This window comes from Lactiplantibacillus plajomi (assembly GCF_005405405.1).
In the GTDB taxonomy this organism is placed as follows: domain Bacteria; phylum Bacillota; class Bacilli; order Lactobacillales; family Lactobacillaceae; genus Lactiplantibacillus; species Lactiplantibacillus plajomi.
The window spans coordinates 85,461-99,305 of the sequence record NZ_BJDZ01000007.1; the positions used below are offsets into that span (position 1 = coordinate 85,461).

General features: G+C 43.5%; 13 protein-coding genes and 2 pseudogenes. 13 read left to right on the top strand and 2 right to left on the bottom strand.

Features of this window, described 5'->3' with window-relative positions:
• Positions 1-13: 13 nt before the first annotated feature.
• From pgmB to FFM82_RS04285, 12 genes and pseudogenes are all read left to right on the top strand, one after another.
• Positions 14-685 carry a beta-phosphoglucomutase gene (gene pgmB, locus FFM82_RS04225; protein WP_137644622.1) on the top strand — a complete coding sequence of 224 codons (672 nt, stop codon included), beginning with the start codon at positions 14-16 and terminating at the stop codon, positions 683-685.
• Between the two features lie 160 nt (positions 686-845).
• Entirely contained in the window at positions 846-1,265 is a 420-nt protein-coding gene (locus tag FFM82_RS04230) for an RDD family protein (protein WP_170178206.1), read from the top strand.
• Between the two features lie 8 nt (positions 1,266-1,273).
• The gene (locus FFM82_RS04235) at positions 1,274-1,537 is read left to right on the top strand and encodes a hypothetical protein (protein ID WP_137644624.1); all 264 of its coding nucleotides are present in this window, start codon (positions 1,274-1,276) and stop codon (positions 1,535-1,537) included.
• Between the two features lie 15 nt (positions 1,538-1,552).
• On the top strand, positions 1,553-3,880 hold the full coding sequence (locus FFM82_RS04240; protein ID WP_137644625.1) for a glycoside hydrolase family 65 protein: 2,328 nt from the start codon (positions 1,553-1,555) through the stop codon (positions 3,878-3,880).
• 23 nt (positions 3,881-3,903) lie between these two features.
• Positions 3,904-5,169, top strand: a complete 1,266-nt coding sequence (locus tag FFM82_RS04245; RefSeq protein WP_137644626.1) for a sugar ABC transporter substrate-binding protein — start codon at positions 3,904-3,906, stop codon at positions 5,167-5,169.
• Between the two features lie 70 nt (positions 5,170-5,239).
• A complete protein-coding gene (locus tag FFM82_RS04250; protein ID WP_225425615.1) occupies positions 5,240-6,163 on the top strand; it encodes a carbohydrate ABC transporter permease in 924 nt (307 codons plus the stop codon).
• A gap of 14 nt (positions 6,164-6,177) precedes the next feature.
• The gene (locus tag FFM82_RS04255) at positions 6,178-7,008 is read left to right on the top strand and encodes a carbohydrate ABC transporter permease (protein WP_137644628.1); all 831 of its coding nucleotides are present in this window, start codon (positions 6,178-6,180) and stop codon (positions 7,006-7,008) included.
• 30 nt (positions 7,009-7,038) lie between these two features.
• A complete protein-coding gene (locus FFM82_RS04260) occupies positions 7,039-8,055 on the top strand; it encodes a LacI family DNA-binding transcriptional regulator (RefSeq protein WP_137644629.1) in 1,017 nt (338 codons plus the stop codon).
• A gap of 43 nt (positions 8,056-8,098) precedes the next feature.
• Positions 8,099-9,202 (top strand): ABC transporter ATP-binding protein, encoded by a 1,104-nt coding sequence (locus FFM82_RS04265; RefSeq protein ID WP_137644630.1) that lies wholly within the window; start codon positions 8,099-8,101, stop codon positions 9,200-9,202.
• Between the two features lie 283 nt (positions 9,203-9,485).
• Positions 9,486-10,104, top strand: a pseudogene (locus tag FFM82_RS04270) (M1 family metallopeptidase); the annotation flags it as partial.
• Between the two features lie 876 nt (positions 10,105-10,980).
• A complete protein-coding gene (locus FFM82_RS04280) occupies positions 10,981-11,406 on the top strand; it encodes a phage integrase SAM-like domain-containing protein (protein ID WP_137644631.1) in 426 nt (141 codons plus the stop codon).
• A complete protein-coding gene (locus tag FFM82_RS04285) occupies positions 11,396-12,028 on the top strand; it encodes a site-specific integrase (protein ID WP_137644632.1) in 633 nt (210 codons plus the stop codon). Before FFM82_RS04280 ends, FFM82_RS04285 begins: the two co-directional genes overlap by 11 nt.
• 72 nt (positions 12,029-12,100) lie before the next feature.
• On the opposite strand, the pseudogene FFM82_RS13935 reads toward FFM82_RS04285, so the two are convergent.
• Both FFM82_RS13935 and FFM82_RS04295 read right to left on the bottom strand, forming a co-directional pair.
• Positions 12,101-12,370, bottom strand: a pseudogene (locus tag FFM82_RS13935) (YrdB family protein); the annotation flags it as partial.
• A gap of 11 nt (positions 12,371-12,381) precedes the next feature.
• Positions 12,382-12,894 carry a 2'-5' RNA ligase family protein gene (locus tag FFM82_RS04295; RefSeq protein ID WP_137644633.1) on the bottom strand — a complete coding sequence of 171 codons (513 nt, stop codon included), beginning with the start codon at positions 12,892-12,894 and terminating at the stop codon, positions 12,382-12,384.
• A 125-nt stretch (positions 12,895-13,019) separates the two neighbouring features.
• Between FFM82_RS04295 and FFM82_RS04300 the strand changes: the two genes are divergently transcribed.
• Entirely contained in the window at positions 13,020-13,778 is a 759-nt protein-coding gene (locus FFM82_RS04300) for an aminoglycoside adenylyltransferase domain-containing protein (RefSeq protein ID WP_137644634.1), read from the top strand.
• The last annotated feature ends 67 nt before the right edge of the window (positions 13,779-13,845 follow it).

Consider the following 13,845-nt stretch of genomic DNA (forward strand, 5'->3'; position numbering starts at 1 on the left):
GGTGGTAATAACGATGGTCAATTTTAGCGATATCAAGGGATTTATTTTTGATTTGGATGGTGTAATCACGGATACGGCCGTGTTTCATAGCCGGGCTTGGCGGCAAGTTGCGGCTCAGGTTCAAGTTGCCTGGGACGATCAATTGGCGGATCAGCTTAAGGGAATTAGTCGCATGGAGTCACTAAATTTAATTTTAGCCCGTGGTAATAAGGTTGATGATTATACGGATGACGAAAAGGAAGCACTGGCTACGGCTAAAAATGAAAACTATTTAAAATTAGTTAATCAAATGACGCCGGCCGATATTTTACCAGGAATAAATGAATTTTTAGCAGAGCTTAAACAGGGGGGCTATTTATTATCACTGGCCTCCGCGTCTAAAAATGCGCAGCTAGTACTAAATAAATTAGGCTTAGCGGGTTATTTTGAAAAAATGGTTGATCCGACCAGTTTAAAAAAAGGAAAACCTGATCCGGAAATTTTTCGGCGGGGTGCGGAAATATTAAACCTGCGTCCAGAAAATTGTATTGGAATTGAAGACGCTGCGGCGGGGATAGAATCCATCAATGGCGCGGGTGAGACTTCAATCGGAGTTGGTGATCCGAAAGTTTTAGCAAAAGCAAATATCTGTTTTTCAACTACGCGGGACCTAACTTTAAATAATATAAATAATGTTTTTAATTAGGTGGAAAGAATATTTGTTAGTTAAAACAACGTAAATAGCCTTAAATAAATCAAAAAATTGATAGATTGTTCGTGTAAGCGCTTGCTAAAAATAATGAAGGCGTTATATTTAGGCCATAAGCAAAAACGCTTTCGCTAATTTCAATAAAGGAGTGCCGATGATGCGATTTAAATATCTTCAATTACGTGTGCTGGCCGGCCTGATTGACGTCATCGTGGTTTACGTTCCGGTAGTCGTTTTATCGATTCTATTTTTACGTGCAAACTTTAGAACTGCGGATATTTTAGGACAGATTGGATTTGTGGTTTATAACGTTATTCTGATTACGAGTAATCAGGGACAGACTTTGGGCAAAAAAATTGGCCGCGAATACGTCCTAGTAAATGACGAATTGCCAAACAAAGCCTTAATTTCAGGGATTCGGGAAGTGACCAAAGCAATTTACTTTTTACCGTTTGTGGGTTGGATCTTTGGATTAATCAGTATTTTAATTTGTTCGTTCACGGGGCGGATGCTTCATGATTACTTGGGTAACAGTACGGTTGTTCTAGAAAAGGATCTCATTAACGTGGAGAAATGAGGCTAGTTATGAAATTACCATTAACAAGTATTAATACTGGCGGATTATTAGCAATGTTTCTTCTCACGGCGATTTATGCGATTGTAATTGTTTATGCCAACCGTGATCGCAACGATATTCGTCAGATTTATAAATGGTATTTGGGTTATTTGCTACCGTTTATCATTATTTCTCTAATTTTGCATTTACAAATTGCACTTCAAATTGGCATTTATTTGGCCGGTGCTGGTGTGGTACTGCACCGCTCGAATAGATATTTTTACCGAAATTGAGAGGGGACCGTTAGTATGCAATTGGGGTTTAAAACGGATCCGGGGAATCCTTGGATTCTAAGAGAGAATGCGTTTAATTTAAAGCATCTAGGTAAAACCGAAGCTAACATGTGTTTAGGAAATGGCTACGTGGGAATTCGAGCGGTAACGGAAGAACGGTATGTCAATGAAACCCGGGATACCTTTATTGCGGGAACGTTTGATAAGTTTAATGGTGAGGTAACCGAGTTACCCAACTTACCAGATGTCGTTGGGTTAGAAGTTGAAGTGGACGGACAGACCCTGGATCTAAATCAAGGCGAGGTCAGCAACTACCAGCGCACGTTAGATTTGAAAAATGGATTACTGACCCGCATGTTTAACTGGAGTTATGAGCAGCGGACGTACCGGTTTACGTTTGAACGGTTTGTTTCGATGGCCAACCTGCATTTAGTAGTATTACGGGTCACCGTGACGCCAACCACTGCTGATTGTGTAGTTAAGATTAAATCGGGAATCGATGGTCAACAAACCAACAACGGTTCACAACACCTAATTGAAGGTGATAAGCGGTTGTTTGATAATCACTACATGCAATTGTTGACAGAAACTAACGAATCCAAAATCAACTTTGCGTTGTCGACTTGTCATGAGTTTGAAACGCCGGATCATCGGCCCGTTAAGCAGCAGATGGAGTTAGGCCGGCGACAGATATTTTGTAAGTATCAAGAGAGTCTAAAACAAGATGAAACATTGCAGTTAGTTAAGTACAACACCCTTGTTTCGGATCGTGATATTGATTTTAACGGTCATAACTTAGAAGAACTACAACAATTTGGATTGGGGCTCTTAAAGGAAAGTTCAAAACGTTCGTTTGATGAGTTACTGGCAGAAACCGCAACTGCTTGGAAACGGCGGGTTTGGAACTATGGCAAGGTTCAGCTTAAGTCGGATGACCCGGATGATCAGTTAGCAATTAACTTTGCCCGGTATCAACTGGCGATTTCAACTCCTGAACACGATTCACGAATGAACATTGCGGCGAAGGGGTTAACGGGTGAAGGATACAAGGGACACGCTTTCTGGGACACTGAGATTTTTATGCTTCCCTATTATATCTTCACGAAACCCGCCGTTGCCAAACAATTAGTTGAATACCGGTACCTGGGACTGGCGGGCGCTCATCAAAAAGCCAAGGATAACCATTACGAGGGTGCCCAATTTCCTTGGGAAGCGGCGTGGCCGTCGGATGGTGAAACGACCCCTAAATGGGGGGCTGCCGATATTGTCACGGGTCGCGCCATGAAGATTTGGTCGGGTTTCATTGAACAACACATTACGAGCGACGTAGCATTTGGTGCCTTGGAATACGTGCACGCAAGTGGTGATCAGCAATTTGCGTTGGACAAAGTGGACGAATTGATTTTGGATGCGGCTAAGTTCTGGTCGAGTCGGTTGGAATTTAACGAAGCGGCTGACCGGTACGAAATCAAAGACGTTATTGGACCGGATGAGTACAAGGAACACGTGAATAACAATACGTTTACGAACTATACCGCTAAGTGGACGATTGAGACGGCTATTCAAATTTACGAGGATTTAAAAGTTAATCATCCTGAGAAGTTTAATGAGCTAAGTGAAAGGCTGGAACTCGATCGTTGTTATCCGGTCTGGCAACGGCGGGTCGATAAAATTTATTTATTGGAACCTAACCAGGACGGGGTGATTCCAGAAAATGATACGTACCTATCATTAAAGACGGTCGATATTAGTAAATACCGGCACGCGGAACACGTAGGTGGCATTTTTGATGATTATAATTTGGAACAAGTTAACCAGCTGCAAATTACCAAACAGTCGGATGTTTTACTGCTATTATATTTATTTGAACAAAAATTTGCGACGAAGGAAAAACAAATTAACTGGGATTATTACGAACCTAAAACCACGCATGATTCCTCGTTATCGTTATCAACGCACGCGATTTTAGCATCGGACTTGCGAATGACGGATAGTGCGTACAGTTTCTTCCAACGGGCGTGTCAAATCGATATTGGCCCGGACATGCGTTCATCAAATGATGGTATCCACGCGGCGTCACTGGGTGGAATTTGGAACGCCGTCGTCTTTGGCTTCGGGGGTGTCCGGTTACTCGGCAAGCAATTGCGAATTGAACCACACTTACCAAAGGCGTGGCAACAACTAAGTTTTGAAATCTTCTGGCAAGGCCAGAAATTGCATTTAAACATTGATCAAAAGCAAGTTACCGTTGCGACGATCGACGCACAGGTACCAGTTAGTTTTACCAACCAGGGTCACGAGTATCAATTAAAGGGAAATGAAAGCGTAGTCATTACGCTATAAATTACTTGAGGAGTGATTATATTATGAAAAGTTGGATTAAAGGTATTGGGGTTTCAGCTGTATTGTTAACGTCCGTTGGTTTATTAGCGGCCTGTGGTAATAAATCTTCTTCTAAGCAGACTGATTTTAAGGGGCAAACAGTTAAAATTGGTATTTGGTACGGGAGTGATCAGGAACGTGCCGGAATCAATAAAGTGATTAAGGGATTTGAAAAGAAGACGGGGGCTAAGGTTCAGACCAAGGTCTATACGAACTTTAATACGCAAATTCAAGCCGACTTGTCCGGACACAAAGCACCCGATGCATTTTACATTGATTCTTCGATGTACCCGTGGTTTAAGAAGCAAGGGGTGCTTGCAAAACTAGATAGTTCACAGATGCAGGCTTCGAAATTTTATCCGAACTTGATTAACGCGTTCAAGACCAAGGGGAACTTATACGGGGTTCCGAAGGATAACTCTACTTTGGGATTAATGGTCAATAAAAAGATCATGAAGAAGACTGGCGTGAAAGTTACCAGCATTCCAACTAGTTATGATGGCTTAATTAAGTGGTTACCAGGTTTTCAAGCTAAGTTGGACAAGGTCTATGGTAAGAACAAGGTTAAGGCAATGACCTATGATCAAGATATGGCCCGGAACTTCACCATTATGAAGACGGATGGCGGGATGCCAATCAAGACCAACGGTGATTCTAACTTGGCTAGTTCACAAGTGCTTGAAAACATGAAACTTTATCAGCAACTAGTTAAGACCGGCGCAGTTTCAACGGCTAAGGATCTTGGCTCTGGTGATAACGGGACGGCCTTCGGGACTGGTAAAGTTGCTATGACCGAAGAAGGTAACTGGACTTATCAAGTACAAAAGAAACAGTATAAAACTGATTTCCAAGTTTTACCAATGCCGACCTACAAAGGTGCTCGTCGTGGGATGATCTTCACCGTTGGCTGGGGTGAATACGCCGGCAGTAAGGTTAAGCCATTGGCAAATGCCTGGATTGCCTACGCTACCAGTAAGGAAGGACAAACCAAGTGGGCTAAGACCGTTGGGACCATGCCAAGTCGTTCCGACGTTGCCAAAGCCATTAAGTTAACGGATGACGCTAACATGAAGACTTGGTTAGACGCAACTAAGTATTCAACCGTTTGGCAAGATGGAACCACCGCTGCAACTGTCAACACTTCATATCAAAACTTTGTTGCTAAGGCCTTAGATGGCAAAACAACGATGAAAGCTGCCATGACTTCTGCGGACAAGCAAGCTAACGCGGCAATTTCAAAAGCAAATTAAGACTTGAGATGGTAGGGCTGTGTGGTTGTACACAGCCCTATTATTTCAAAGAGAGGTGAAAGCAATGGAAATGCAGAAAAAAACGCCTAAACCTGCTCGGGGTCTTAATGGCGAACATGGTCAAGTATGGCAAGCTTATATTTTCTTAGCACCCGCGTTTGTAATTGCGGCAATTTTCTTCGTAGCCGCAATCGTGTTTGCGCTATACATGTCGTTTAACCATGTCAATATGATTTCGCAACAATTTGAATTTTCCGGCTTGAAAAACTACGTTGACGTTTTTAAAGATGACGTTGCAATGACGGCGTTAAAAAATACGGCGCTGTTTTCCCTGATCGTTGTTCCGAGTCAAACCATTATTGCGCTCTTGATTGCCTACGCATTGAGTACTCGTGGGATTAAGGGGAAAAAATTATTCCGGTTGGTGTACTTCTTACCGACGCTAACCTCCAGTGCGGCGTTAACTTTAATTTTCATGTTTATCTTTAATATTACGGGTCCGCTGAACAATTTCTTAATTTCAATGGGATTATATCAACATCCTATCAACTTCTTACAAAACCCCGCTTATTCACTAAAAGTCATCATGGTTATGAATATTTGGTCAACGGTTCCAAACTATATGACCGTTTACCTGGCTTCCTTAGTGGATTTACCCGAATCATTTTATGAGGCCGCGGAAATTGACGGTGCGTCGGCTTGGCAAAAGTTGCGGTACATCACCGTTCCTTATTTACGACCAATCACAACTTACGTCCTGTTAACTGGGATTATTGGGACTTTCCAAATGTTTGATCAGGCCTACATCTTCTCGAACGGTTCTGGTGGTCCGGATAACTCAACCTTAACGATCGCCCTAATGGTTTACCAATATGCGTTTGGTTCCATGAATACGATGGGTTACGCCTGTGCGTTAGCCGTGGTATTGACGATTATCATCTTCGTGGTTTCTCGTTTGACTGAAAAGTTGAACGGTAGTAATGGATTGCGGTAAGGGGGGCGTTTGACATGACAGAAAAATCCAGAATTTTAAAGATCATCTTGTACATTGTTTTGATTGCCTACGCAATCATTACGTTATACCCATTTTTATGGGCCTTAGCAGCGTCTTTTAAACCGCTAAAAGAAATTGTGAGTGGCAATCCGGCGCTCATGCCCCAGCATTTTACTCTGGACAATTATAAGTATATTACCGGGACTTCCTCGTTATTTACGAAGTGGTTTATGAACTCGGTCATCGTTTCGATCATTGGGACGGTTGTTAATTTGTTCTTAAACACCATGGCGGGTTACGCGTTAGCCCGGTTGAACTTTCCGGGGCGGCAAAAGATTTATTACACTTTTTTAGCTCTAATGATGGTACCGGCACAAGTTTTATTAATTCCCAACTATCTAATTTTGATGAATTTAGGTATGCTGGATACGTTTAGTTCACTAATCCTTCCAGCCGCAATTAACATCGGGAACATCTTTATGATGCGGCAATTCTTCCTTTCATTTCCAATGGACGTTGAAGAAGCCGCGGAGATTGATGGACTCGGGCGGATTGCAACTTTCTTCAGAATTGTGATGCCGTTAGCGCGGCCGTCAATTGCCACGCAAGCAATTTTCGTTTTCATGGGATTCTGGAATAACTTTATGCAGCCAATGTTATACATTTCAACGCCGAAGAAGTACACCCTGACACTGGGACTACAAACCTTTACCAGTCAGGCTACGGGAGTTCGTTGGGATCACACCATGGCAGCAAGCATTATTTCAATTGTGCCGATAATTATATTGTATATTATCTTTAACGGCTACTTCCTGCAGGGTGTCAGAATGGATGGTGAAAAGTAAACCGTTACTAATTTAGAAGAGGGTGTCGTTTTGAAAAAGATTACGATTAAAGAAGTGGCTAAGGAAGCGGGGGTTTCGATTGGAACGGTATCACGGGTTTTTAACGATTATCCTGATATTAGCGAAGAAACCCGTAAACACGTTTTTGAGATTGCCAATAAAGTTGGTTATTCACCGAATTTAGCCGCCCGGGCGCTCTCTTCGAAACGTTTAAAAACGATTGCATTAGTATTTAACGATTTGGTGTACCAACCCAAGTACACTTTTCCAATGTCAATTCTGAACGGTGTTTTAGACTATGCTGAATCACAGAATCTTGAATTTGCATTTTATGCGATTACAACTCAAAAACAAAAGGAAAAAACTTACGAACAATTTTGCAGTGAGCGGGACGTGACTGGCGTTATTATGCAGGGGCTTCACCAGAACGACCCGTATATTGAGCAGTTAAAAACGACGCGCGTTCCCACCGTGTTGATTGACATGCCGGTCAACGATAATCAGTGCGTTGGGTCAATTACGACCGATAACGTTACCGCTGCGAAGGACGCCGTAGACGTTTTAATTAAGGGCGGCTACAAAAATATCGATATGATGAACGGGACTTACGACGCGACGGTTAGCATTTTACGTGAACGTGGTTATAAAAAAGCCCTGACGGATGCGGGCTTTGAAGTGAACTCCAGCCTCATTCAGTACGCCAACTACGATGAACAAATTGCTAACTTAATGGCCAAACAAGCCTTACAGCAGAACCCGACCATTGATGCCTTTTTCTGTGCTAGCGATATTATGGCACTGGGTGTTTTGCAGGCCTTAAAGGACGTTGGAAAAAAGGTTCCGGCCGACGTTGGGGTTATCGGATTTGATGGTCTTGATCTGGGCGCGTACGTTTCGCCAGCCTTATCGACGGTAGCACAGCAACCTTATGAATTTGGTCGAGAGGCGGGCCGTTTGATTCAGGAACTGACGGACGGTCCCCAGCCGGAAACGACTATCGAACGGCACGTGCCGTATAATTTAATTCGGCGGGAAACGACGCGTTAGCTGCAATTGTTTAAGTTTTACCGATTAAAAAAGGTGAATTAAAATGGTTGAAATTAAATTAGATCATATTTATAAAAAATATAAGGGTAATGAAAAATACTCGGTAACTGATTTTAATATGGATATTCCGGATGAAGAGTTCGTAGTGTTTGTCGGACCGTCCGGTTGTGGCAAAACAACGACGTTACGGATGGTTGCCGGCCTTGAAACCATTACCAAGGGTGATCTTTACATGAATGGTCAGGTGGTTAATAAGGTACAACCCAAAGACCGGGACATTGCCATGGTTTTCCAAAACTACGCGCTGTACCCGAACATGACGGTTGCGGATAACATGGGCTTTGGGCTGAAAATTCGTAAAACGCCGCGTAATGAAATCAAAAAACGGGTCACCGATGCCGCCCAAATTTTAGGACTGAGTGATTATTTGGAACGCAAACCGGGTGCGTTATCCGGTGGTCAACGGCAACGGGTTGCTTTGGGCCGTGCGATTGTGCGGGATGCTAGTTTGTTTCTGCTAGATGAACCGTTGTCCAACCTGGATGCTAAGCTGCGGGTCGATATGCGGACGAAGATTGCTCAGCTTCACCAGCGGTTACAAACTAACATGATTTATGTCACCCATGATCAAGTTGAAGCGATGACGATGGCGGACCGGATCGTTATCATGAATGACGGTAAGGTTCAACAAATCGGGACGCCCGATGATTTGTATAATAAGCCGGCGAACCAGTTTGTGGCGGGATTTATCGGGTCACCTTCAATGAACTTCTTTGACGTACATTTACACGATAACCGGGTTTCCAATGAGAAAGGGTTCGATGTTGAAGTACCGGAAGGGCGCTTGAAGATTCTCCGGGAACAGGGGTACTTGGACAAGGACGTGACGTTAGGGATGCGTCCGGAAGATATTCACACGGAACAGGTCGCACTTGAAACCTTCCCAAACGCCGTAGTGAACGCCCAAGTAGTGGTTTCCGAATTCTTGGGTACCGATTCCAATTTATATTCAAAGACCGGTGACACTGAATTCGTTGCTCAAGTTAACGCCCGTGATTTCCATAAACCGGGTGAAAACGTCCAAATGGCGTTTGAAATGAGTAAGGCCCACTTCTTCGACAAGGAGAGTGGCGCTACCATCGAATAACTGAGGGTGTTATTCAGTAACGGATGGCGGCTGATGACCGTATATCCAAGTGCTTCCTCCTAATCGGCAAAACTGAATAGACATCTTGTAATTAAGATGGTAACGATAAGGTAACGGACAATGGATTTTTATAATTCTAGTCCGTTATTTTTTGTGATATGATAATTATTTTCGAAAAATTATCACTGTATCAAGAATACTTATACTCAAAGGAATTGATATGCAACTTTATCATAAATTGTAAGGTATAATGGATGTATTCTTAAAAAACGAGGAGATTACCATGGCAGAGACAACTCATTTTTACGAAACGTTCCAACCAGAACCTTATGATATTTATATCGACATTAACCGTGAAAAGAAACAGTTTTCCGGGAAATCAACCATTACCGGGAACACGCGATCGTTAAGAAGTTCTGATTCACCAGAACTTCTTAACGATCGCGTCCGTCCAAGCTGACGGCAAAGACGTTCCGTTTAGCGTTGACAACGCGATTCAAGGGATCCGGATCAGCCTCCCACAAACGGGGAAGGTGACCCTAGCCATTGACTACAGCGCCAAGTTGACCGACAGCATGATGGGGATTTACCCGTCCTACTACGAAGTTAACGGTGAAAAGAAACAAATCATCGGGACCCAGTTTGAAACAACCGCGGCCCGGCAAGCTTTCCCGTGTGTCGACGAACCGGAAGCCAAGGCCACTTTTGACCTCGCCATAAAGTACGACGAACACGTTGGCGAAACGATTTTAAGTAACATGCCCGAAAAGCGGGTTGAAGACGGCGTGCACTACTTCGACACGACCGTTCGGATGTCAACTTACCTGATTGCGTTTGCCTTCGGTGAATTGCAGGGTGAAGAAACTAAAACTAAGAGCGGCGATTCGGTCACTGTCAATGCGAAAAACCAGGCCCAATATACGACCGTTTTGAAAACTAAATTAATCTTCGTAACTAACAACATGCCAACGACCTCTGATACGTCGGATGGCTTTTCGCGGCGTTTAAATATTTTACCTTTCCAAGTTCAAGTTCCATTGGAAAAGGTGGATGTTGATCTTGAAGGCAAGCTAGCAACCGAGCTTTCTGGAATTTTGAATTGGGCGCTTGTCGGACTCGGTGAGTTACGTAAAAATAACTTTAACTTTACAAGCTCAAAAGCAATGCGTGAAGCTAAGGATAGTTACATGTTGTTTAGCCGACCCGTCGAACGCTTTATAAAGGGGTGCTTGGTTGAAAATCACGATGCGACCTTATCCATGAAATATTTACGTGAACAGTACAGTCAATGGATTAAAAGTGAGAACATTGCGGATAGAGGGACAACTAATTCGAATGTTTTTTCTAAAAAACTACGAGAAGCATTCCAATCATTATGGGGACAACCAGCTCCGATCGTTAATATGCATGGGCATATTAACGGCTTGTCAGGTTATGATTTGCGAAAGGAGGGAGTAATAGATGAGCAGCCATAATAGTAATACTTTAACGGAGCTGAACGAGCTCCGACCATACGTGGACCGGTATCTTAGCCTTTGCCGAACTCTCAACATGGATTCAACAAAACAAAATAAATTGATGTCTATTCCGGGGGCCGCAAAGTTATTAGGTGTTGCTCGTGAGACGGTAGACTTATGGTTGTTGGATCCGGGGTTACCTCGAGTTCTGGTAGGTCGTTCAAGTCAAGTACGGCTACGTCAGTGCGATTTGTTTAGATATTTGGATGATAAGGCCAAATTCTGGTACAAAGAGGCTCCGAGCGAAGGATGGAGTGATGAATGATGGCGGGAACGATAAAAAAGCTTCAGGTAGGCCGCTATCGTGCCTACTACACTTGTGGAAGTGACCCGACTAGAATTCGGCATAGTCACATTACTGTCAGTAAACGAGCCGGGGAAGCTTGGTTACTTGAGCAAGAACAAATGTATGGTGGTAATATGCAATCAGCCCGTAACTGTTATTTTATTGACTACTTTAACTCTTGGTATCAGCTTTTCAAAGCGCCCATTGTCTCTGCTGCGACAAAGGGGACTTACAAGTTAACGTTTCAGCATCTTCAAAAGCTGATTCCAAAAGTGAAATTATCTCAATTGAACCGAACCTTGTTGCAAAGCGTTTTCAACCAATTGGGACACAATTATTCAAAAGAAACTTGCCGAAAACATTGTATCCAGGTGAAGGCATGTTTAGCAAATGCGAAATAACGCCCGTACCCGGTCAGACGCTAATAAATACTTGTCAGCGGAAGACTATCTAAAACTTCGGACCTATTTATTCAACCACACCTATAGCGCAAGCGAGGCCAGTCAGCTAATTTTGGCGGTAATCAGTGCAACGGGTGCACGAGTGGGCGAAATAATTGGGTTGAAGTGGTGCGATATTGACTTTGAACGGCATCAGCTAAAAATCCAACGGAGCTTTGATTCGGCAGCACGTAAAATTAAGACGACTAAAACGGTCAGCGCAATCCGAACAATTCCACTGGTCAAAAGTGTGACACGTCTTTTAGGTCTGTGGCATGAGAACCATCCTACTACCGAGTTTGTTTTCGCTGAGGATGAGATGGGACTCCCTAAGGCTAGCTCGATTAATTCTGCGTTCCATCATTTACAAAGAGAGCTTGGAATTATCCCAATTTATAGTCCCCATTCTTTGCGCCATACGGTGGCATCATTACTTGTGGCGCGACCTGAACTTGATGTAACGTATGTTTCACGATTACTCGGTCACAGCAACCCTTCCATAACGCAACGGTACTACTTGAGGGTTCTTCCCGGCGATCATCAAAGGGAAGATATGGTGGCACTGAACACGATTGCTTTGTAAATTAAAGGCACGTCCATTGGGCGTGTCTTTTTGCATAGGATGGGGCGGTGGGACAGGGGGGCGAATTACTGTTTAAACAAGGACGTGGTCGAGAATCGTGTTAATAGTAGCGATAGCGAGGTACGTGAAGCTAATTTTGGGACCGAAAGACAGAAGAAGCAGGGAGACTGTACCGCCGAAGATAACAATCTCAGCAAGAGTACGAGCTAATTCGGGTTGCCTGGTTAGAGACATGGGTGCCATGTAAAGCGACCAGAATAAAACGTCCATTACTGGTATGACGGTGCTAATGCTGATTTTTAAAACGAAATTACTTGTCCTAAGGCCGCTAGCGATGATTAAGCCTAAGGTTACTACTGCGTCAAGATCACTCGGATCACCTCGTCGGAATCCCCATTAGCTAGAATGTGTTCTGCTGAAATCGTTGTGACCGTCGTAGTAAATTTTAATGGGAGTGGGGCTAAGCGTGCCAAAATTGCGGGGACTGCCGTTGGCGCGACGTGCCCCAATGTTAAATGTGGGTGATAGGGCAAGTCAGACCGCAAAAACGGAGCTAAGTTTGCATCCGCGTACAACTGGTCGTGTAACTGTGTTAAAAGAAGATTTCCCGTCGTCACTCGCAACCAAAAATATCCGTGGTGGTCAGTACCAAGGTGATCCAGAGTTAACTCAAACGGACTCAATTTAGCGACCATTGCTCGAATTAAGCGCGTTAACTGAGCATCCGATAGGCTGCTCTCAAACGGAAATACCAGTGAAAGATGGGGCCGAATATGAGGTGCCAACGGATCATACTGCTGCCGAATCTGATAAATTGTAGCGGAGACGGTTGGTGGGATGGTTGGAAAAATTAAAATAGTGCGCATGGTCAGTCCTACGTAATTGAAAATTGAGTTTATGCTAATTTAATTATATTCTCATTTTAGTTTAATGGTATTCTGTTGTTAAGAAGAAATTTAACATGATTAACAAAATGGAAGGAGACGGTTACATGCAACGAACGCAGCAGCTTTTAACAGCTTTAGTAACTAGTTATACACAGGTATTAGGTTCCAACTTGGTCGGAATCTATTTACACGGTTCATACGTACTCGGTTCTTATAATGAGGACGTCAGTGATCTAGATTACGTTGTCGTAGTTCATCACGCTTTGACTGCTACAAATAAACGGGAGTTAATGAGCGTTACGCTGCAAAAACTATGGCCACTAGCTCCCAAAAAAGGGTTGGAATTTCACGTTCTGGTTCAAGCAGCGTTGCGACCGTTTGAAGCACTAATTCCCTTTGACTTCCATTTTTCTAAATATCATTATCAAAATTACTTGCAAGCACCAGACCAGTATATTCAAACGATGCATGGGACTGATCCAGACCTTGCAGCCCACTTAACAATTTTGAATCACTATGGTCAAGTCTTAACCGGGCCGGCCATTGCGGCAGTATTTAGTCCAATTCCACCCGCCGTTTACTGGCAGGCTTTAGTTTTTGATATTGCGGATGCACAGGCCGAGATAACGGTCGATCCAGTGTACGTGACGCTGAATTTATGCCGGGTCTTAGCTTACCAACGATCGGGACTGATTCTGTCAAAAAATGGGGGCGGTCGATGGGGATTAGACCACCTAGCTTTGCGGTGGCGGCCATTAATCGATGCTGCCCTTCAAACATACAATGGTAAGCCGGCGTCAGGCCGGATTGATTCAAGTGACTTGACTGATTTTGCCACCATGGTTTTAACCACAATTTTGTAAAAAGATGTTGATACTTGTATTCAACGTATTCCGGACGTTGGCTTCCCGAGGCTTTAGACGCGTTGAC